19 protein-coding genes and 1 pseudogene are annotated in these 20,906 nt (G+C 70.0%); 10 read left to right on the plus strand and 10 right to left on the minus strand.

Annotation, left to right across the window (positions count from 1 at the left end; genetic code table 11):
• Positions 1 to 40: 40 nt before the first annotated feature.
• The 4 genes from WS89_RS26515 to WS89_RS26530 form a co-directional block, all read right to left on the minus strand.
• Entirely contained in the window at positions 41 to 2,842 is a 2,802-nt protein-coding gene (locus WS89_RS26515; RefSeq protein WP_059794745.1) for an Hsp70 family protein, read from the minus strand.
• Positions 2,843 to 2,847: 5 nt separating this feature from the next.
• Positions 2,848 to 4,689, minus strand: a complete 1,842-nt coding sequence (locus tag WS89_RS26520) for an Hsp70 family protein (protein WP_059504282.1) — start codon at positions 4,687 to 4,689, stop codon at positions 2,848 to 2,850.
• A complete protein-coding gene (locus WS89_RS26525) occupies positions 4,686 to 5,288 on the minus strand; it encodes a DUF2760 domain-containing protein (protein WP_059794747.1) in 603 nt (200 codons plus the stop codon). Before WS89_RS26525 ends, WS89_RS26520 begins: the two co-directional genes overlap by 4 nt.
• 250 nt (positions 5,289 to 5,538) lie before the next feature.
• A complete protein-coding gene (locus WS89_RS26530; protein ID WP_059504286.1) occupies positions 5,539 to 5,979 on the minus strand; it encodes an RrF2 family transcriptional regulator in 441 nt (146 codons plus the stop codon).
• 139 nt (positions 5,980 to 6,118) lie between these two features.
• On the opposite strand from WS89_RS26530, the gene WS89_RS26535 reads away from it, so the two are divergent.
• From WS89_RS26535 to WS89_RS26555, 5 genes are all read left to right on the plus strand, one after another.
• Entirely contained in the window at positions 6,119 to 7,033 is a 915-nt protein-coding gene (locus WS89_RS26535) for an NAD(P)/FAD-dependent oxidoreductase (protein ID WP_059794750.1), read from the plus strand.
• A gap of 202 nt (positions 7,034 to 7,235) precedes the next feature.
• Entirely contained in the window at positions 7,236 to 8,195 is a 960-nt protein-coding gene (locus tag WS89_RS26540; protein ID WP_059794752.1) for a LysR substrate-binding domain-containing protein, read from the plus strand.
• Positions 8,196 to 8,324: 129 nt separating this feature from the next.
• A complete protein-coding gene (locus tag WS89_RS26545; protein ID WP_059794756.1) occupies positions 8,325 to 9,455 on the plus strand; it encodes a DSD1 family PLP-dependent enzyme in 1,131 nt (376 codons plus the stop codon).
• A 107-nt stretch (positions 9,456 to 9,562) separates the two neighbouring features.
• Positions 9,563 to 10,534, plus strand: coding sequence for an ornithine cyclodeaminase family protein (locus WS89_RS26550; RefSeq protein WP_059795084.1), 972 nt, complete (start codon positions 9,563 to 9,565; stop codon positions 10,532 to 10,534).
• A 24-nt stretch (positions 10,535 to 10,558) separates the two neighbouring features.
• On the plus strand, positions 10,559 to 11,287 hold the full coding sequence (locus WS89_RS26555; RefSeq protein WP_059504296.1) for an HAD family hydrolase: 729 nt from the start codon (positions 10,559 to 10,561) through the stop codon (positions 11,285 to 11,287).
• A 48-nt stretch (positions 11,288 to 11,335) separates the two neighbouring features.
• Here the strand turns inward: WS89_RS26555 and WS89_RS26560 are convergent, their stop codons facing one another.
• On the minus strand, positions 11,336 to 11,953 hold the full coding sequence (locus tag WS89_RS26560) for a glutathione S-transferase family protein (RefSeq protein ID WP_059794759.1): 618 nt from the start codon (positions 11,951 to 11,953) through the stop codon (positions 11,336 to 11,338).
• A 93-nt stretch (positions 11,954 to 12,046) separates the two neighbouring features.
• Positions 12,047 to 12,415 (minus strand): hypothetical protein, encoded by a 369-nt coding sequence (locus tag WS89_RS26565; RefSeq protein WP_059794762.1) that lies wholly within the window; start codon positions 12,413 to 12,415, stop codon positions 12,047 to 12,049.
• A gap of 81 nt (positions 12,416 to 12,496) precedes the next feature.
• Here WS89_RS26565 and WS89_RS26570 point away from each other — a divergent pair, with 81 nt between their 5' ends.
• The 3 genes and pseudogenes from WS89_RS26570 to WS89_RS26580 form a co-directional block, all read left to right on the plus strand.
• Positions 12,497 to 12,964, plus strand: a complete 468-nt coding sequence (locus WS89_RS26570) for a MarR family winged helix-turn-helix transcriptional regulator (protein ID WP_059504302.1) — start codon at positions 12,497 to 12,499, stop codon at positions 12,962 to 12,964.
• Positions 12,965 to 13,108: 144 nt separating this feature from the next.
• Positions 13,109 to 13,870, plus strand: a complete 762-nt coding sequence (locus WS89_RS26575) for an isocitrate lyase/PEP mutase family protein (protein ID WP_059504303.1) — start codon at positions 13,109 to 13,111, stop codon at positions 13,868 to 13,870.
• Positions 13,871 to 13,996: 126 nt separating this feature from the next.
• Positions 13,997 to 14,256, plus strand: a pseudogene (locus WS89_RS26580) (transcriptional regulator); the annotation flags it as partial.
• A 6-nt stretch (positions 14,257 to 14,262) separates the two neighbouring features.
• On the opposite strand, the gene WS89_RS26585 reads toward WS89_RS26580, so the two are convergent.
• Entirely contained in the window at positions 14,263 to 15,162 is a 900-nt protein-coding gene (locus tag WS89_RS26585) for a LysR family transcriptional regulator (protein ID WP_059794768.1), read from the minus strand.
• A gap of 101 nt (positions 15,163 to 15,263) precedes the next feature.
• On the opposite strand from WS89_RS26585, the gene WS89_RS26590 reads away from it, so the two are divergent.
• A complete protein-coding gene (locus WS89_RS26590; protein ID WP_059794771.1) occupies positions 15,264 to 16,142 on the plus strand; it encodes an aldo/keto reductase family oxidoreductase in 879 nt (292 codons plus the stop codon).
• A gap of 87 nt (positions 16,143 to 16,229) precedes the next feature.
• On the opposite strand, the gene WS89_RS26595 is transcribed toward WS89_RS26590, so the two are convergent.
• Positions 16,230 to 17,432, minus strand: a complete 1,203-nt coding sequence (locus WS89_RS26595) for an MFS transporter (protein ID WP_059504308.1) — start codon at positions 17,430 to 17,432, stop codon at positions 16,230 to 16,232.
• Between the two features lie 70 nt (positions 17,433 to 17,502).
• Between WS89_RS26595 and WS89_RS26600 the strand changes: the two genes are divergently transcribed.
• A complete protein-coding gene (locus WS89_RS26600) occupies positions 17,503 to 18,552 on the plus strand; it encodes an AraC family transcriptional regulator (RefSeq protein ID WP_059504310.1) in 1,050 nt (349 codons plus the stop codon).
• 43 nt (positions 18,553 to 18,595) lie between these two features.
• On the opposite strand, the gene WS89_RS34335 is transcribed toward WS89_RS26600, so the two are convergent.
• Entirely contained in the window at positions 18,596 to 18,760 is a 165-nt protein-coding gene (locus WS89_RS34335; protein ID WP_179949402.1) for a hypothetical protein, read from the minus strand.
• Positions 18,761 to 18,828: 68 nt separating this feature from the next.
• Entirely contained in the window at positions 18,829 to 20,736 is a 1,908-nt protein-coding gene (locus WS89_RS26605) for a DUF3857 and transglutaminase domain-containing protein (RefSeq protein ID WP_059794775.1), read from the minus strand.
• Positions 20,737 to 20,906: the final 170 nt, after the last annotated feature.

Consider the following 20,906-nt stretch of genomic DNA (forward strand, 5'->3'; position numbering starts at 1 on the left):
CTTCGGTATCCAAACGAGATCGAAGTATCCTGTCCTGTTTTCAATCGGCCAGCAGCTTCAACCCCGCCGGCAGCGTCTCGCCGAACACGCGCACCGTATCGGCTTCGTCGAACGCGATCGCTTCACGAACCATGTCGATCCACGCCGCCGACGCATTCGCGGCCGACAGGCGCTTGATGACGGCTTCGCGCGTGTCGTCCGGCAGGTCGCGCGAGCGGTCGCCCGTCATCCGCGCAATCTGTGCCGCTGCGAACGCCACGGGCTCGACCTGCTTCCAGTCGAGCGCGAACAGCGCATCGAGCCAGCCGATGACGATTTCCGGCGGCACGACGCCATGCGCGCTGCCGTAGAACGGCCGCCTTGCTCCGATCCGCCCGAGCGCCCACGCACACAACGCCCGTTCGGCCGGCTTCTGCAATTGCGCGATCAGGCGCTCGGCGAGCTCGACCTTGCGCTCGACGGGCAGCCGTTCGAGCGACGCGGACAGCCGCGTCATGTCGGCCGGCCCGACCTTGGCCGGATCGAACGGCAGCTTGCGCCGCTTGTCGTCGGACGGTTCGAGGAACGCGATCGCGTCGCGCACCTGCGCTTGCGCATCGTCGTCGAGGCCGCCGGCCACGCGCCGCCACAGCGTCCACCACTCGGACCACACCTGGGCGTCGGTCACGTATTGAATGCCGTCGTCGAACAGCGGCCATAGCTGCTCGATGCGCCACGCATCGAGCGGATGGCCGAAACCCGGACGCAGGCAATACCCGGCAAGATTCAGCCAGGCGCGCTCGTGATCGGCCGAGCGACGCCGCCGCCGCGCCCGCGCAAGCAAAGCGTCGAACAGTTCGCGTGCGAGCGCGACGTCCCAGTCTTCGCGCGCGCCGAGCACCTGTTCGAGTTGCGTGCGCAACCGGCGCGTGTCCTTCGGCGTCACGCCCGCGGCCTTGCTGCCGAACGAGCGCTCGATCAGCGCGATCGCCTGGTCGAGACGCGGATGCCGCGTGGCCGCGGCATCGTCGCCGTGAACCGGCGCATCGCCGCGCAACTGGAATTCGAGCCGCCAGCGGCGCGCCGCGTCGTCAGTCGCGATGCAATGCATTTCGAGCGTGCCGACCTCGGTCAGCGACGCAGTGAGCTTCACCGGCGTCTCGCGCGCGTCGCTGCCCGCCTTCGCATCGACGACCGTCGCGATCGGCGGCAGCCGCACGAAATCGCCGCCGTCGAGATCGACGAGATCGCCGGGTCGATATTGCGTGTCGGCCACCGTCGACACGAGGTGAAAACGCACCGGCTGCCCGAGCTGCAGCGCGAACGTGCGATCGTCGAGCCGGATCTCGCGGCCCTCCTCCGCGCCGCGCGGCAACAGGCAGACGCCGCGTGCGGCCGAATCGTCCGCACCATCGTCGAGCACGAGGAAATAGCTGCGCGCGGAGCCGCCGCCGATACGCGGCGCATGGCCGGCACGCGCGAGTCCGTAGGCCACCGCGCCGCGCGCGACGGCCACATCGGGATGCGCGTTGTGCAGTACGTCGAGCGGCGCGCCGCGCCACGCGCCGAGTGTCTGCGCGAGACGGCCGGCGAGCGCGCGCGCACGGAACACGCCGCCGTTGAGCAGCAGCGTGTCCGGCAGCGGGCCTTGCGCATGACGCTTCAGGAACGCGGCGACGTGGCGCGTGACGGCCGCGTCGCTCGCATACGGCAAGCCGAATTCGACGATCGCCGCGCGCGCACGGCGCGGCAGTTCGCCGGCATCGACCTGCGGAAAGAACCCGTCGACGACGATCTGCTCGACTTCCTGCCGTGTCAGCTCGGCCGAGCGCGCGCCGCCGACGAGCTTGCTGCCCGCACCGAGCAGCGTGACGGTGACGGACGCCGGCGCCTCGTCGCCGAGCAGCCGCTCCTTGGCCGCGCGGCAGCGCTCGACGAGTTGCGACAGGCTCGCGGCCGACAGCCGCGTACCAGGCTCGGTCAGCCGCGTCTCGACCAGGCGCGCGAGCGCGAGGTCCATGTTGTCGCCGCCGAGCATCAGGTGATTGCCGACGCCGACGCGCGTGAAGGTCGGCTCTCCGTCGCCGCCCGGCGCGACGTCGACGAGCGTGAGGTCGGTCGTGCCGCCGCCGACGTCGCAGATCAGCACGCGCCGCGCGACGGCGAACGTCTCGCGCAACGTGTCGCGCTGACCGTACAGCCAGTCGTAGAACGCGGCCTGCGGCTCTTCCAGCAATCGCAGCGCCGGCAGCTTCGCGCGTCGCGCGGCCTCGACGGTCAACGCGCGCGCGCCGTCGTCGAACGACGCGGGCACCGTCAGGATCACGTCCTGCTCCGCGAGCGGCGCATCGGGAAAGTGCGCGTCCCACGCGTCGCGCACATGCGCGAGATAGCTCGCGCTCGCATCGACCGGCGACACCTTGTCGACGCCGTCGGCCGCGCCCCACGGCAGGATCGCCGCGAGCCGGTCGACCGCCGCGTGCGACAGCCAGCTCTTCGCGCTCGACACGAGCCGGCCCGGCACCTGCGCGCCGAGCGTGCGCGCGTAGCGGCCGATCACGGCCGGCGGCGCGTCGTCCGCCCCGCCGTCACGACCGGCCGCCCCGCCGTCACGGCCGCCCCCCGAATGGGCGAGCGCGCCGCGCGCGCCAGCCGCCTGCCACGGCAAGCGCAGCGCGTCCGGCGGCAACTCGCCCGCCGCCGGGTGATAGCGCACCGACGGCAACAGCGGCTGCGCGGCCACCGCGCCCGGCCCGACCAGTTGCTCGACGTCGAACACGCGGATCGCGTCGGAACCGGCCTCGACGTATGCGACGACGGTGTTGCTCGTGCCGAGGTCGATGCCGACCGTATAACGCTTCATCGCGCTCAGGCGGCGCCGCGCACGTCGAACTCGACCTTCCAGCGCTCGTTCGTGCCGCTCGGGATCGCCTCGAGTTCGAGCGTGCCGGCTTCGGTCACGCGCGCATGCAGCTTCACCGGCACGACTTCGCCGACCGTACGCCCTTCGGCGGGCAGCGTCGCCTGGATTTCTTCCAGTTCCTGCAGCTCTTCCGGCGACCAGTAGTCGAGCAGCGTGCCGACCTGATCCTGGCGGCGCACCGACGAACCGAAGAAGCGGAACTGCACCGGCTCGCCGACGACGAGGCCGAACTCCTGCGGCGGCAGCGCCGCGTCCGAGCCTTCCTCCATCCCGAACGGCGCGACGCACAGCGCCTGCACCGGCGGTTCGAGCCCCGGCACCGCGGGCATCGCCGATTCGATCGCGACGTAGTATGCGCGCGCCGTGCCGCCGCGAATGCGCACGCCGCGGCCGCGCTTCACGTAGCCGTAATACGCCGCGCCGCGCGCAACCGCGAGATCGAGATCGGCGCCTTCGAGCAGGCGCGCGGGCGGCGCGCCTTCGGCGGCGAGCCAGCCGTTGAGCGTGTCGAGCACGCGCTGCGTGAGCAGCGTCGACTTGAACACGCCGCCGTTGAACAGCACGGCGGTCGGATGCAGGAACGTCGCGCCGGGCGGCAGCGTGCGCTGCACGCCTTCGAGCGTGTCGAGCGCCGCGACCTGGCGGCCGAGGAACGCCGCGAGATGGCGCGTGATGCCGGCGTCCTGCGCATACGGCAGGCCGAGCTGCGTCAGGCCGACGCGCGCGCGGCTCACCGGGCGCGCGGCGGCATCGACTTGCGGGAAGAAGCCTTCGAGGATCGTCTGCGTGAGTTCCGCGCGCGTCAGCTCGGTGCGGATCGAGCCGCCGATCAGCTTCGAGCCGCGGCTCGGCACGACGAGCGGCACCGCATCGGTGGTCGGGTCGGACAGCAGCGTTTCCTTGGCCGAGCGGCACGCGTAGGTCAGCGCGCGCAGTTGCCACGGATCGGCCTGCGTGCCCTGCTGCGCGAGCTTGCGCGCGACCACGTGCGCGAGCGCGAGGTCCATGTTGTCGCCGCCGAGCAGGATGTGCTCGCCGACGGCCACGCGATGCAGTTCGAGGTTGCCGTCGCGCTCGACTACCGCGATCAGCGACAGGTCGGTCGTGCCGCCGCCGACGTCGACGCACAGGATCAGGTCGCCGACCTGCACCTGCTTGCGCCAGCCGCCCTCGCTCTTCTGGATCCAGCTGTAGAGCGCCGCTTGCGGCTCTTCCAGCAGCGTCATCCGCGAATAGCCGGCGGCCCGCGCGGCTTCCGCCGTCAGTTCGCGCGCGGCCGGATCGAACGATGCGGGGATCGTGACCGTCACGTCCTGGTCGGCGAACGGCGCGTCGGGGTGTGCGTGGTCCCACGCCTCGCGCAGGTGCGTCAGGTAGCGGATCGAGCTTTCCAGCGGCGATACGCGCGCGACTTCCGGCGGCGCATCGCTCGGCAGGATCGCCGCGCGACGGTCGACGCCCGGGTGGCACAGCCAGCTCTTCGCGCTCGACACGAGGCGGATCGGCGTGCCGGCGCCGCGCGTGCGCGCCATTTCGCCGACCGCGAAGCCGCGCGAGGCCGTCCACGGCAGCGTCAGGTCGCCCTGCGTCAGTTCGCTTTCATGCGGCAGGTAGAGGAACGACGGCAGCAGGTCGCGCGATTCCAGCGCGCCGGGCGCGGTGAGCTGCGCGATCGGCAGCACCTGCTGCACGATCTTTTCGCCGTCGCTCGTGCTGCTGTCGACGTACGACAGCGCGCAATGGGTCGTCCCGAGGTCGATACCGATCGAATAGCGCGGATCGCTCACAGTTCCACCTCCGCCGGTGCGATCACCGATGCGTCGTGGCTGCCCGTCAGCTTCGGCAGGCGCACGTCGGACACGCGCCAGCCGCGATGGCTGACGGTGCCGGTGAACGGCGCGGAGCCGACCACGTTGCCGGTCACGCGTACGGCCGTCGCGTCGAAGCCGGCCGGCAGCGTCACACGGCTGCCTTCGGCTTCGTCGCGCACCGGCACGATCGTGAAGTGTTCGCGCAGCGCGGCGCGGCAGCCGTCGTGCACGAGGCGCGCGGCGGCGCCGATGTCGGCGTCCGCGTAGCCGGCGATGTCTTCCTCGACGAAATCGATGAAGCGTGCATCGCGTTGCAGCAGGCCGAGCAGTTGCAGGGCAGCCTGCGGGCTCGCTTCGCGCAGCTCGGGGGCCGGCGCCTTCACGGGCGCCGCGGCCGGTGCCGGCGCAGCAGCGGGTGCTGGTGCTGCCGGGGCCGGGGCAACCGGCGCCGCCGCCGGAACGCCGTCGCGCACGCGCAGCACTTCGGCCGCGAACTCGCGGTTGCCGAGCACGGAGAAGAACGTGCCGACGGCCAGCGACAGCCGGCCGAAGAAGGACAGGTTGGATTCGGGCATGGGGTCTGGACTCCTGTGGGCTCGCAGCACGGCGAGCGATCTTGCCTGGGCGCCCGGCCGCAGCGTGCGGAATGCGCACTGCCGCCGCCCGGCGCGTGATTCGAACGCGCCCTCGCGGGTGCGGAAAACCCGTATTTTGCCCTGTGGCGGGCGAACCGGGCAGAAGTCGGGGGACAGAACACCGCGGCGCGGCGGTTTCGGTCGCGCCGGATCGCCGGTCGGGTGCGCCCGAGCGCGATGCTGCGACGCGTCAGCGCGGCTTGCGCCGCCGGGCCGCCTTCGCTTCGAAATCGCGCGACAGCATGCCGAGCGTGACTTCGCCGAAGCGCGCGAGCAGCGAGGCTTCGGCCTCCTTCAGCGTCGCCGACAGATGCGCGTTGACGGCCTGCTCGACCAGGCACTCGGGCGCATCCTCGGACACCAGGTCGGAAAACAGCGGCGGTTCGCCCACCGCGCGATAGACGTCGAGCAGCGTGATGTCGTCGAGCGCGACGCTCAGCGCCCAGCCGCCGCCGTGCCCCTTCTCCGACTGCACGTACCCGCAATCGCGCAGCCCGCCGAGCAGCCGCCGCACGACGACCGGGTTCGTGCACAGCATCGTCGCGATCGTCTCCGACGTCAGCGGGCCGTCGGCCTGGTCCATGTGGATCAGCGCATGCAGCATGCGCGACAAACGGCTGTCGGTTCTCACGGGCGGGACTCCCTTTTCTCGAAACTTCTGAAGTTGCATGAATGATACCATCGCCCTATCATGCAACTTCTCGTGTTTCATGAGTTGTCCGCCAGCGGAGCACGTGGTCATTCACGCAGGTTCAGAAAGGAGTCGATGCATGCATTCCCATCATGAAGTGATCGTGATCGGCGGCAGCTTTGCCGGGTTGTCGGCCGCGATGCAACTGGCGCGGGCACGCCGCCGCGTGCTCGTGATCGACGCCGGCCGGCCGCGCAACCGCTTTGCCGAACACGCGCATGGCTTCTTCGGGCAGGACGGCAAGCCGCCCGCGCAGATCGTCGCCGAAGCGAGCGCGCAACTCGCCGCGTATCCAACCGTGCAGCGTATCGACGGCGAGGTCCGCACCGCCGAACGCAACACGGACGGGCGCTTCGACGTGACGCTGGCCGACGGCCGCCACGCGAGCGCCGACCGGCTGATTCTCGCGACCGGCATCCGCGACGAACTGCCGGCGCTGCCCGGGCTCGCCGAACGCTGGGGCATCAGCGTGCTGCACTGTCCGTACTGCCACGGGTACGAGGTCGGCGGCCAGCGGCTCGGCGTGCTCGCCTCGCATCCGCTGTCGGTCCATCAGGCGATCCTGATTCCGGACTGGGGCCCGACGACATGGTTCACGCAGGGCGTGGTCGAAGCGAATGAAGCAGAAGCCGCGTTGCTCGCCGCGCGCGGCGTGCGCATCGAGCGCTCGCCGGTCGTCGAGATCCTCGGCGATGCGCCGCGTATCGACGCGCTGCGGCTCGCCGACGGGCAGGTCGTGCCGATCGACGCGCTGTTCATCGGCGCGCGCACAACCATGGCGAGCGACCTCGCACAGCAGCTCGGCTGCGCGTTCGACGAAGGGCCGCTCGGCCCCGCGATCCGCGTCGATACGTGGAAGCAGACGAGCGTCGCCGGCGTGTATGCGGCCGGCGACGCGTCGAGCCTGATGACCAATGCGACCTTCGCATCGGCATCCGGCGTGGCGGCCGGCGTGGGCGTACACCGGTCGCTGATTTTCGGGCTGGACGCATAGGCGGGGGCAGCAGGCGTCACGACGCGCGCGGCGCGGCGTCCACCGCCGGCTGCGCGTCCGCTCCACACTGCACTCCTCCAGCGAGATCAGACGCGTTTCGTGTCCGTTGAGCCACCACAGGCTGGCAGCGACGCGTTCCCGCCATCCTCGTCGGCGCCGCCCGGCGCCACGTCGATGGCTTCGCCTCGCGATGTGCGGTTTAATGCTCGCCATCATCCGCATCAAGAGCCATGAAATGCTCGACCTCGACGACCTTCGACTCGTCCGCGCGATCGGCATGTCGCGCTCCCTCGCCGCCGCCGCCCGGTTGCTCGATCTCACGCCGCCCGCGGTCACGATTCGCCTGCAGCGGATGGAGGCACGCCTGTCCGCCAGGCTCGCCGTGCGGCAGCCGAAAGGCATCGCACTGACCGACGAAGGGCAGCGGCTGTACCAGGAAGCCGTCGGCATTCTCGAGCGCGTGGAGGCGCTGCCGGTCGGCATCGCGGGCGACCACGGCGACGTGCAGGGCACGCTGCGCGTCGTCGCCCCGCTCGGCTTCGGCCGCAAGTACGTCGCCCGGATCGTGCGCGACCTGCACCGTGCGCATCCGAAACTCGACATCTCGCTCCACCTGTCGGAAAGCCCATTGACCAGCGCGGCGGGGGCCGACGTGGTCGTCCATGTCGGCAGCCTCAAGTCGTCGTCGTGGATCGGCTATCCGCTCGCGCCCAACGAGCGCTTTCTGTGTGCGAGCCCCGCGTACGCGCGCCGCATCGAGGATCTGAACCATCCGTCCGACCTGGCACGATACGACTGCCTGTGCCTGCGCGAGAACGACGAAGACATCCCGCGCTGGCGCTTCTCGCCCGGCAGCAGCGTCAAGGGCGAATCGCGACGCTCCGCCGTCATCCGCGTCACCGGCGCGCTGTCGTCCAACGACGGCACCGTCATCACCGAATGGGCGCTCGCCGGGCTCGGCATCGTCGAACGCTCCGAGTGGGACGTCGCCCCGCTGCTCGCGAACGGCAAGCTCGTCCGGTTGCTGCCCGGCTGGCGCTTGCCGCCCGCGCCGGTGACGGCGCTGTTGCCGTCGCGCACCGGCCGCTCCGCGCGGCAGCGCGTGTTTCTCGACGCCGCGCGGCGGTTTCTCGATCCGCCGCCGTGGCGCGGCAAGGCGTGAGCCGGGGGCGCGATCCGCGAGATTCGATCCATTAAATCCGGCTTAATGACGGATTAGTCCTGCATTAAGCACGATGCGAGCCAACTGCCCTACAGTGTCCGCTTCGGCAACCTCGCAATCGGACCCACCGTGGACCTTCACACGCTCAATACCCCGGCCGCATTGATCGATGTCGGCCGCATGCGTCGCAACATCGCGCGCATGCAGGTGCATCTGGACGCACTCGGCGTCCGGTTCCGACCGCACGTCAAGACCACCAAATGCCGGCACGTCGTCGACGCGCAGCTCGCGGCGGGCGCGCAAGGCATCACGGTGTCGACGCTCAAGGAAGCCGAGCAGTTCTTCGCCGACGGCATCCGCGACATCGTCTATGCGGTCGGCATGGTGCCCGCCAGGCTCGGCCAGGCGCTTGCCCTGCGCCGGCAGGGCTGCGACCTGAAGATCGTCGCCGACAGCCTGCCGGCCGCGCACGCAATCGCCGCCTTCGGGCGCGAGCACGGCGAACGTTTCGACGTGTGGATCGAGGTCGACGTCGACGGCCACCGCTCGGGCATCCCGCCCGAAGCCGACCTGCTGATCGACGTCGGCCGCGCGCTGACCGACGGCGGCATGCTGCTCGGCGGCGTGCTCGCGCACGCGGGCTCCAGCTACGAATACGACACGCACGAGGCGCTGGTCGCGATCGCCGAGCAGGAGCGCAGCCGCACCGTGCGGGCCGCGGAGCGCCTGAGGGCGGCCGGCTTGCCGTGCCCGGTCGTGAGTATCGGATCGACGCCCACCGCGCTGGCGGCGCAACGGCTCGACGGCGTGACCGAAGTGCGCGCCGGCGTGTACGTGATGTTCGACCTCGTGATGCACAACATCGGCGTGTGCGAACTGTCGGACATCGCGCTGTCGGTGCTGACCACCGTCATCGGCCACCAGGAAGAGAAAGGCTGGGCGATCGTCGACGCGGGCTGGATGGCGATGAGCCGCGACCGAGGCACGCAACGCCAGGCGCGCGATTTCGGCTACGGGCAGATCTGCACCGAAGCCGGCGAAGTGCTCGGCGACTACCTGATGAGCGCCGCCAACCAGGAACACGGGATCGTGTCGCGCGCGGGCGCGCCGGATACCGGTATCGCGCAGCGGTTTCCGATCGGCACGCGCCTGCGCATCCTGCCGAATCACGCGTGCGCCACCGGCGCGCAACATCCCGAATACCAGGCCATCGGCGACGACGGCGACGCGCAGACGTGGCCGCGCTTCTACGGCTGGTGAGCGAAGTCCGGCGTCCATGCCGCGTCATCCGCGCATTGACTATTCGTCCAACTCTGGACAGAATTTAAACATTCTCGATACGTCTCGTGCCGAACAACTCCGCGACCATGCCGACCGACGCCCGCCTCCTTCTCCTCGACCGCGACGCCGTCGAGCCCGCCCTGCAGGCCGGGCAAGTGCTGGCGGCCGTCCGCGAAGCCTTCGTGCTGCACAGTCAAAGGGCCGGACGCGTATTCCCGGTGGTGCGCGAGAAGCTGCATACCGGCGGTGTGTTCGGCATCAAGTCGGGCGACGTCGCCGGTCAGGATCTGCTCGGCTTCAAGGCCGCCGGGTTCTGGCCGGACAACCGGGCACGCGGCGGCGAGCCGCATCAGGCCACCGTCGCGCTGTTCGATCCCGCGACGGGCAGGCCGCTGTGCATCATGGACGGCAACGCGATCACCACCGCGCGGACCGGCGCCGCGGGCGGCCTCGGGCTGCAATTGCTCGCGCGCCGCGACAGCACGCGGATCTGCGTGTTCGGCACCGGCGTGCAGGCGCGCGTGCAGCTCGACTACGCGCTCAGGCTGCTGCCGCAGCGGTGCACGGTGCAGTACGTGAACGTCAGTGGCGAGCCGGATCCGGCGTTCGAATCGCACTTCGTCGAACGGTGCGAGATCGGCGTCGCTGGCGACCGGAACGAGGCGGTCGCCAATAGCGACGTGGTAATCACGGCCACGCCCGGCGGCGGCGCGTTGTTCGACGCGGATGCGCTTCAGCCGGGCACCCACCTGACCTGCGTGGGCGCCGATACCGCGGGCAAGCGCGAACTTCCGGCAGGCGTGCTGGAACGCGCGCGCATTGTCGTGGACGATCACGACCAGGCGCGCAGCATCGGCGAGTGCCAGTGGGCGCCCGATTTGCCGCGTATGGAGATCGGTGACATCCTCGCGGGTGCGACATCGGTCGACCGTGCCGCGCACGAGATCACCGTCTTCGACATGACCGGGCTCGCGCTTCAGGACCTGACCGTCGCGCGCCTCCTGTACCGGCACGCCCTCGACAACGGCACCGGAACCTCCGTTCCGTGGCCCTGGTAAAACGACTTCCCGCTTTCCGCCGCCATGCGTCTCGCCAAAGTTTCCGCCCTCTCGTTCGACCTCGACGACACCCTGTGGCCGTTCGGGCCGTCCGTCGTCCGGGCCGAGGCGACGCTTCGCGCATGGCTGATCGAGCACGCGCCCAATACCGCGAGCGTGCTGCCGACGCAACAGGCACTCAGTGCGCTACGTGAGGAATACGAACGTTCATGTCCGGAGCTCGCCAGCGACTATCGTGCGATGAGAATCGGGTCGATCCGGCTCGCGCTGGAACGCGCGAACGAAGACGTCTCGCTGACCGACCGTGCTTACGACGTCTTCTACGCAGCGCGCAACCGCGTCGAATTCTACGAAGACGCGCTGCCGGCGTTGGCATGGTTGAGTGCCCGCTTTCCGTTGATCGCGGTCACCAACGGCAACGCGGATCTCCGGCTGACCGGCGGCGGCGAGTTCTTCCGCACGACGCTCAGCGCGCGTGCCTTCGGCTTCGCCAAGCCGGCACCCGAGATCTTCCATGCGGCGGCGGACGCACTCGACGTACGTCCGGCCGAATTGCTGCATGTCGGCGACGACTTCCACCTCGATATCGTCGGCGCGTTGAATGCGGGGCTTCAAGCCGCATGGGTCGTGCGCGAGCCTCGGGCCGAAGGAGAACGGGCGCCTCGGCATCCGGCGACGCCGCATCTCACGCTGCGCGACCTGGCGATGCTGTGCCGTGCGCTTGGCGGGCCCGATACGGTGTCGCGATCGTAGGCGAATGCGGCAGGTCATGCCGATACGGCGCATGACCCGCCACCCGTTTCACGCCGCCTTCCTCGCCTCCGCGATCCGCTGCGGCGCCTTCGGCCGCGCATACAGCCGTTCGAGATACGCGCGCAATTGCGGGAACGGTTCGATCAGGTGGCATTCGTTCGCCCAGTCGATCAGGTAGGCCGTCACGCAATCGGCCACCGTCAGCGTATCGCCGACGATGAACTCGCGCCCTTCGAGATGCTTGTCGAGAATGACGGCCATCGTGGCGAAATCCTCGCGCGCCAGTTCGATATCGGCCGGCGAGCGCTTCTCCGGCGGATAGAGGAACGTATGCCGCGTGATCCGCCACAGCGGCTGCTCGAGCTCCGTCACCGCGAACATGATCCACCGATAGGCCTGCGCCCGCAGCACCGGATCGACGGGCAGCAGCGCCTTCTCCGGGTATTTGTCCGCGAGATACAGCACGATCGCGGCCGATTCGGGAATCACGAGGTCGCCGTCCACCAGCACGGGCACCTTGCCGGCCGGATTGAGGCGCAGGAATTCGGGCCGCTTGTGCTCGCCCTCGAGCAGGTTGACCGACACGAATTCGAAATCCGCATCCAGTTCCTTCAGCCCCCACAGCGCCCGTTGCGAGCGGGTGCCGGCAAATCCGTAAAGCTTCATCGCCAATCTCCATCCAGAACGTCGGAAAAAAGCCCGTATCCGGGCCACGCGCATCGAACCGGGCGACACGCAGCGCCCGGCATCACGCGTCGCTCACGCGCCGGGAATCGCCAGCACCGGCATCACGTCGACCGACACGCCCGGGAACAGCGTGAAATGCGGATGACCTTCGAACAGCGCGGCGGCCGCGCCGTGCGACGCGGCCCGCACGACGGTAAAGCCGGTCAGCGCATTGACCGTGTCGCGGATGCCGCCTGCGTCGATGGTCTTGGTCTTGCCGAGCGGCCCGCCCAGCTCGACGATCGCGTCGCGATGGCGCTCGACCCACGCATGCCATGCGGCGATGCCGTCGCGCTCGCGCGTGCGCCGCTCTTCCTCGGGCAGCGCGAGCCATGCCTTCATCGCCGGGCTGTCCTGGCTCCCGAGAAATACGGCGAGATACACCTGTTGTTGCGCACTCATGCCTTCTCCTCCGATGACGGACGCAGCGGGTTGCCGCGCCTCGACCTTGACAAGATAGGTTGATATCAACACAATTGCAACATGGCACGAAAAGAAAAGCTTCCCTTCGAAACGACGCTGATGGTGCGCGATTGCTGCCTGTGCCTGCACATGCAGCGCGCGGCGCGCAATCTGGCGCGCATCTTCGACGATGTGCTGCGCCCGCTGGATCTCACCAACGGCCAGTTTTCGCTGCTGATGTCGTTGAATCGGCCGCAACCGGCCCCGATGAAATCGGTCGCGTCGCTGCTCGCGATGGATCGCACCACGCTCACCGCGGCGCTCAAGCCGCTCGAGCGGCGCGGCCTCGTCGCGATCGCGCAGGATCCGGACGACCGGCGCAGCCGCCTGCTCGAACTGACGCCGGCCGGGCACGGCCTGCTGGCCGAAGCGTTTCCGCTGTGGCAGCGCACGCATGCCGAGATCGAGCGGGCGTTCGCGCCGGGCGAAGTCGACCAGTTGCGCGGCCAGTTGCGCACGCTGTCGATCGATCCGGGTTCGCGCGACTGAGCCGGCACACGGAGCGGGCCGCGGCGGTCGCGCGCACTTCCTGCCACGCGCTGTCAGCAGACATTGCCGGCCCCCGTCGCACCGCCCGATTCGGTGGCAATATCGCTCGGCACGACAACCGATCCGTTATCCAAGGAGACGAGCATGAGCAACAACGAGAAAGGCGCGACTTTCCGGTCGCTTCACCGTGCGGGCCAACCGCTGGCGCTGTTCAACGTATGGGACGCCGGCAGTGCGCGCGCGGTGGCCGACGCCGGCGCCGCCGCGCTGGCCACCGGTAGCTGGTCCGTCGCAGCCGCCAACGGTTTCGGCGACGGCGAACAGATGCCGCGCGCACTGATGATGGAGGTGCTGGAGCGGATCGTGCGCGCGACGGACCTGCCCGTCACCGTCGATCTCGAAAGCGGCTACGGCGAGCGGCCGGAGGAAGTCGGCGAGACGATCGCGCTGAGCATCCGGGCCGGCGCAATCGGCTGCAATCTCGAAGACAGCGTGCCGTCGACGGGCGAACTGCGCGACGTCGACGCCGCGGCGGCCCGTCTCGCGGCAGCGCGGCAGGCGGCCGATCGCGCGGGCGCCGACTACTTCATCAACGCGCGCACCGACGTGTTCTTCCTGGCGGCGGCCGATACGCACGACGAACGGTTGCTCGAGGCGACGCTGGCGCGCGCCCGCGCTTATGCGGCGGCCGGCGCCGACGGCCTGTTCGTGCCGGGCCTGCGCGCGCCGGCGCTCATTCGTGCGCTGACGGCCGCGTCGCCGCTGCCGGTGAACGTGATGCGCGTCGCGGAAACGCCGACGCTCGCCGAACTCGCCGAGTACGGCGTGGCGCGCATCAGCCACGGGCCGTATCCGTATCTGCAGGCGATGAAGGCGCTGGCGGCGCTGGTCAGGCAGGGCGGCTGACGGATTCGCGAAACGGCGGGCGCCACCGCGCGTCGAACGATGACATCGCATGTCATTGGCGCACGACACGCCCGCTTCTACGCTTCGGGGAGCGCGCCGCCATTCCGGCGGCGCCCGTCGCCCGCAGACATCATGTGCGCCCATCCGCTTCCGCGCGACTGGAACACGCCGCCGGCGCCGGCCGCTGCGCCGCCGCTGCCGGTCATCCCGATCGGCTTCATCCACGAAGGCGTCGTGCTGCGTTACTTCTCGCCGATCACGACGGTCGGCACGCCGCAAAGCGCGGCCGCGCAGGAATTACGCATGGAATGCATGTTTCCCGCCGACGATGCGACCGACACGCGCGGCACCGGCAGTTGCTCGACGCGCACGCGCCGGCGCGCTGACGACGCTCAGGAGGCCTTGATGAAATCGATGAACGCACGTAGCGCCGGCGGCACGAGACGCCGCCCGGGATAATACAAGAAGGGGCCGGAGAACGGCCGCCACCACGGTTCGAGCACGGGTTCGAGCGCGCCGCTGTCGAAATGCGGGCGCACCCAGTCTTCGAACAGATACAGGATGCCGGTACCGGCGATCGCCGCATCGACCAGCAGGTCCGTCGCGCCGCCGATCTGCACCAGCAGCGGGCCGACGGCCGGCTCGACCCGCACGACCTCGCCGTCGCGCTCGTACTCCCACGGCGGCATCGCGCCGCTGGCGAAGCGCCCGCGCAGGCACCGATGGTCGAGCAGATCGCGCGGATGCCGCGGCCGGCCGTGCCGGGCGAGATAGCCGGGCGCCGCCGCGGTCGCGAAGCGCTGGATGCGCGGGCCGATCGGCACCGCGATCATGTCCTGTTCGAGCCGTTCGTCGTAGCGGATACCCGCGTCGCATCCGGCCGCCAGCACGTCGACGAAATTTTCTTCGGCGATCACTTCCAGCCGGATATCCGGATACGCATCGAGAAAGCGCGGCACGATCGCAGGCAGCACGAGCCGCGATGCGCTGACCGGCACGTTGAGCTTCAGCGTGCCGGCCGGCCGGTTCCGGAATTCGTCGATATCGTCGAGCGCCGCCGCCACTTCGGTCAGTGCGGGCCCGAGGCGCGCAAGCAGGCGCTCGCCGGCTTCGGTAGGCACGACGCTGCGCGTCGTGCGGTGCAGCAGCCGCACGCCGAGCTGCGCTTCCAGCCGGCGCACGGCTTCGCTCAGCCCCGACGCGCTGAGGCCCGTCATGCGTGCGGCGTCGCGGAATCCGCTGGCGCGTGCCACGGCCATGAACGCGTTCAGATCGCCCAGATCGGTTTGCATTGTTCGCCTTTTCGTACAACCCGTGCGAATTATGACGTCTTATCGCGCAGACGACTCGTCCCTATGCTGAACGCATTCATCCCATCGACAGGAGCACGGTCATGCCCGACATTCGTCCCACCGCCACCTTCAAGCTCGGCGATCGCCACGTCAAACGAATCGGCTACGGCGCGATGCAGCTTGCAGGCCCCGGCGTATTCGGCCCGCCGAAAGATCGCGATGCTGCATTGCGCGTCTTGCGCGAAGCCGTCGAGTCCGGCGTCGACCATCTCGACACCAGCGACTTCTACGGCCCGCACGTCACGAACCAACTGATTCGCGACGCGTTGCATCCGTATCGCGACGATCTCGTGATCGTCACCAAGATCGGCGCGCGACGCGGCGACGATGCGTCGTGGCTGCCCGCGTTCGCGCCCGACGAACTCGAACGGGCCGTGCACGACAACCTGCGCAACCTGCGGCTCGACGTGCTCGAGATCGTCAACCTGCGCATCATGTTCGACACGCACGGGCCGGCAGAAGGATCGATCGAAGCGCCGCTGGCCACGCTCGCCGAACTGCAGCGGCGCGGGCTCGTCCGGCATATCGGCCTGAGCAACGTCACGCCCGCGCAGGTCGCGGAAGGCCGGCGGATCTGCGACATCGTCTGCGTGCAGAACCACTACAACATCGCGCATCGCGGCGACGATGCGCTGATCGACGCGCTTGCTCGCGACGGCATCGCATACGTGCCGTACTTTCCGCTCGGCGGCTTCTCGCCGCTGCAGTCGTCGACGCTGTCCGGCGTCGCCGCCCGTACCGGCGCGACGCCGATGCAGGTCGCCCTTGCGTGGCTGCTGCACCGCGCGCCGAATGTCCTGCTGATTCCCGGCACGTCGTCGGTCGCGCATCTGCACGAGAATCTCGCGTCAGCCGACGTCGATCTGCCGGCAGACGCGCTCGCGGAACTCGATCGCATCGCGGGCGCCGACGCCGCCTGACGCGCGGACGATCGCCCGGCAGCCCGTGCAACGCGGGCCGCCGGGCCACCGGGCCACCGGGCCGCCGGCCGCCGGATCGCCGGCCGGTCAGGACGCGGCCACGCCAACCCGCTTCGGCACGCCGGTCACGATCGTCGCGACCGCCACCGCCAGCACGATGGCCGCGCCGACGAACACGCCCGCCGCGCCGTTCGCGTCGAATACGACGCCGCCGGCGGCTGCACCCGTCGCGATCGCGAGCTGGATCGCCGCGACGATCAGCCCGCCCGCGCTCTCGGCCTCGTCGGGCACGGTGCGGGTGACCCACGTCGACCACGCGACCGGCACGCCGCCGAATGCCATCCCCCACAACGCGACGAGCACCGCGTCGATCATCGGCGCGCGGCCGAGCACGACGAGCGCGATGCCGAGCACGACCATCAGCGCGGGCATGCCGATCAGCATCGGCCGCAGCCGGTGTTCGAGCACGCGGCCCGCGAGCGACGTGCCGACGAAGTTCGCGATGCCGTAGCCGAGCAGGATCGCCGACAGCCCGTTCACGCCGACGCCCGCCACCTGTTCGAGGAACGGCCGCAGATACGTGAAGAACGCGAAATGCCCGGTGAACACGAGGATCGTCGCGAACATCCCGAGGCCGACGGTCGGCCGGCGCAGCACGTCGATCAGCGTGCGCAGCCGCGTGGTGCCGCTCGGCGGCATCGATGGCAGCGTGACCATCTGCGACACGAACGCGATGCCGCCCAGCACGGCCGCGATCAGGAACACGTTGCGCCAGCCGATCAGGTGACCGAAATAGCTGCCCATCGGTGCGGACGCGATGGTCGCGACCGCCACGCCGCTGAAGATGATCGACAGCGCGCGCGGCACCATCGCCGTCGGGACGAGCCGCATCGCGGTGGCCGTCGCCATCGTCCAGAAACCGCCGAGCGCGACGCCGAGCACGACGCGGCCGAACAGCAGCATCGCAAGGTTCGGCGCGAACGCCACGGCGAGGTTCGATGCGACGAGCAGCACCGAGAACACGAGCAGCACGCGGCGCCGGTCGATCGTGCGCGTGAGCGCCGAGATCAGCAGGCTCGTGACGAGCGCGACCGTGGCAGTGGCCGTGACGGCCTGCCCGGCCACGCCTTCGGTCACACCGAGGCTCTCGGCCATCGGCGTGAGCAGGCTCGCCGGCAGGAATTCGGCCGTGACGAGCCCGAACACGCCGAGCGCCATCGCGAATACCGCGCCCCAGGCCGGTTCGCGGGGAGCCGCCGTCGAGGCGGCCGAGGAGATTCCGGGATTCATGCGTGGTTCCGTGTCGGTTAGGGAAAGTACTGATGAGGGCGTATCGTAAGGAACAGCGGCAGGACGGTCTATGACATACAATCCGTTCTTGTTGATCGAACGTCCGTATCTCGATATGCCCGAACCCCTTCTGCCCCCGATTCCCGATGTGCACGACCTCGTCAGCGAGCTGCTGCTGGGGATGCGCCTGAGCGGCGTCCAGTACCGCCGCATCCAGGTCGCGCGACCGTTCGGGCTGAACTTCGGCCATGCGCCGGGCCGCGCGCAGTTCCATTTCGTCGTGCGCGGGCCCGTGCTGCTGCGCGACGCGTCGGGCGACACGATGCGGCTCGAGGCCGGCGACGCGATCCTGTTGCCGCACGGCGGCATGCACGCGCTGGTGTCCGATCCGGATGTGCCGTGCCGCGAGATCAACGGCTTCGAGATCGCGAAGATCTGCGATACGGTCGCGTCGGTGGCGTCGGCCGGCGTCTCGCCGGCGACCTGCGCGACGACGGAACCCGGCGCCGGCGACGCGCTGATCTTCAGCGCGTGCATGGAGCTCGACCTCGGCGGCATGCAGCCGCTCGTCGGCACGATGCCGAAGTTCATGCACGTGGGCACGCTGCTCGCGCGCTACCCGGAGATCCGCCCGATGCTCGATGCGATGGAGCGCGAAGCGTGCACCGCGCGCGCGGGCTTCGCGGGCATCCTCGCGCGGCTCGCGGACGTGGTCGCGGCGTTCATCGTGCGCGGCTGGGTCGAGTGCGGATGCGGCGACGCGACGGGCTGGGTGCAGGCGCTGCGCGAGCCGAAGCTCGGCCGCGCGATCGTCGCGCTGCATCGCGACCCGGGCCGCAACTGGAGCGTCGCGGAACTCGCGACCGAAGCGGGCGTGTCGCGCTCGGTGTTCGCCGAGCGCTTCCTCGCGGCCACCGGGATGACGCCCGTGCGTTACCTGACCGAGCTGCGGATGCGGCTCGCCGCGCAGTGGATCGCGCGCGACCGCGAGACGATCGAAGCCGTCGCGTACCGGCTCGGCTACGGTTCGCTCGCCGCGTTCAGCCGTGCGTTCAAACGCGTGGTCGGCAAGCCGCCGGGCGCCGTGCGCGCGGACAGCGACGTGCACGCCGAAGCGTAACGCCCGCCGCGCGGCGCCGGCGCGGGCGGCGGCCCGCCGGGCGTCACTTCAGCGCGTCGAGCCGGTCGATCAGTGCCGTCGCGCATTGCACGGCGAGCGCCGCGCACTGCTGCGCATCGACTGCCGCACCGGTCGCGACCGTACCCTGCACGATCCGCCCCAGTAATTCCTTCGCGAGTTCGGCGATCTCGCGGTCCCGCTCCGTCATGATGTCCCTCCTGCGCGTCGGCGATTGCGTCATTCGCCCGTCCGGAGCGAACGCCGTGCCCGCGCCGCTCAACGCTGCTGCGCCCGCACGACGATCTGCGCCTGCGTGTCGCGCTCGATGCGCTCGAGCGACGCGCGCAGCGCGGCAAACTCGTCCGGCGAGCACACCTGCCGGCCGAAATCCGCCTTCATCCGCCGCGTGACCTGCACGACCCGCGCGACCGCATCGAACACGTAATGCGACGTGAAGTCGACGAAACGGTCGTGCACGGCCGCATCGGCCGGCAGGTCGGTCACGGCGACGCCCGCCGGCAACGCGATCTGGCCCGTCTCGTCGAACGTGCCGCCGAGGCAGCCCCACGGCTGCGTGCGCACGGGCTCGGCCAGCCAGGTCTCGACCTGCGTCGCGATGCCGCCCGTCAGACTCGACAGCGCGGGCAACGCGGTCGTGCCGTCCGGCCATACGAAATGATCGAGCGTGCCGGTAACGGTCACGTCGAACGGCCCGTCGGTCGCGCGCCGGTCGCCGGTCGACAGTTGCACGCGGCCGCGCAGGCCGCTTTGCCGCAGGCGCTCGTTCGCGAGTTGCGCGATGCGGTCGCGCGACGCGCGGCGAAACAGGTTGCGTTCGAGTTCGGCCGTCCAGCCGTCGTCCTCGACATACGCCTGAAAACGCGCGGCGCCGGGCCGCGCGGCATCGATCGCGATGCGCGCGGTGCGGGCGCGCGGCTGCGTGGCCGGCGTGCGCGACAGCACGCCCGTATCGACCAGCAGCGCGGGGCGATCCATCACGATCGGCGGCAGGTAGCCGAACGCGATGCCGGCCGTCGTCGTATCCGCGTAGCGCCCGAGATCGGGCAGCCACGTGATCGCATGATTGATCGCGCCGCCGCCGTAGCCGGGCACCGACGGCAGCGTGTACACGGCGCCGAGATTGATCAACACCGGTTCGCTGCGAATGCCGACCGCCGCCAGCAACGCGCCGAACAGCGCGACATGATCCTTGCAATCGCCGTAGCGGTTGCGCAGGATGTCGGTCACGCGATGCGGCGCGGCGGCCGTTTCGCCGAGAAACAACCCGACGTAGCGCACGTTCGCCTGCACCCAGTCGTACAGCAGGCGCGCCTTGTCGCGCGGATCGGCGGCATCCGCCGTGAGCGCTCGCGCCAGTTGCACGACGGCCGGATCGTTCGCGCTCGGGTCGACGGCTGCGTCGCGGTATCGCGCGGCGAACGCCGCGTAGTCGGGCAGCGTCGACACGACGAGCCGGTCGCCGTAGGTCGGGTACCCGACCGCGCCGCGCTCGATGCGATCGTACGTGCCGTGCCGGTAGTCGAATTCGTAACGCGTGCGGCCGTTCGCCGTGACGGGCGGCAGCGCGACGTAGCCGCGCGCATCCGCATAGAGCGGCATGTCGGCCGGCACGTCGAAGATCAGCCGCTGGCGGTCGACCGGCTCGCGCGACGGCTCGACGTAGTAGCCGAAGTAGCCGCGATTGACCGGCTTCGTGCGGGTCTTGCGGAACGCGACGCGCGTGCTCGACCCGGCTTCGACGCCGGGGAACACGACGGTGCGCAGCAGCCCGTCCTGAAACGTCGGCGCGCCGGCCGAGCGCGGCTCCTGCACGTCGCGGATGCCGTCCGCGCCGACCGGATGCGCGACGCCGTCGCGGTCGATCGTCTCGGCCGCGAGCAGCTCGACCTTCTCGAGATTCTTGTCGAACCAGACGTAGCGCTGCGCGACCGCGTCGATGCCGTTCGCGTCGTTCGCGCGCAGCGTCGAATCGTCGTGCTCGTCGAGCGAACCGTCGTGCTGGATCACGAATTCGTGGACGTCGCTGACGAGCGTGACGGGCGCCGTATCGCCCGCATCGGGCGAATCGCCGGTGCCGCGCGTCTCGGCGGCGGTCGTACCCGCGCCGAGCGCCACCGCGCATGCGAACAGGCAGCCGGTCCATCGGGAAGGAAAACGCACCACGTCGAAGCTCTCCGCGCGTTCGTTGCCGGGCGTCGGCGTCGCGCGCGAGGGCGGAAGTCGTACCGCATGGCGCGCGGATGACAAGCCACCCGCGTACCCGCCGCGGCGCCGTCGTGCGGCCCAGTGTGGGTGACGTACCGGCGAGCGTCAAGCCGCGGCGCGCAAGGCCG

Origin of the sequence: Burkholderia sp. MSMB1072 (assembly GCF_001524725.1) — a bacterium.
Lineage (GTDB): Bacteria > Pseudomonadota > Gammaproteobacteria > Burkholderiales > Burkholderiaceae > Burkholderia.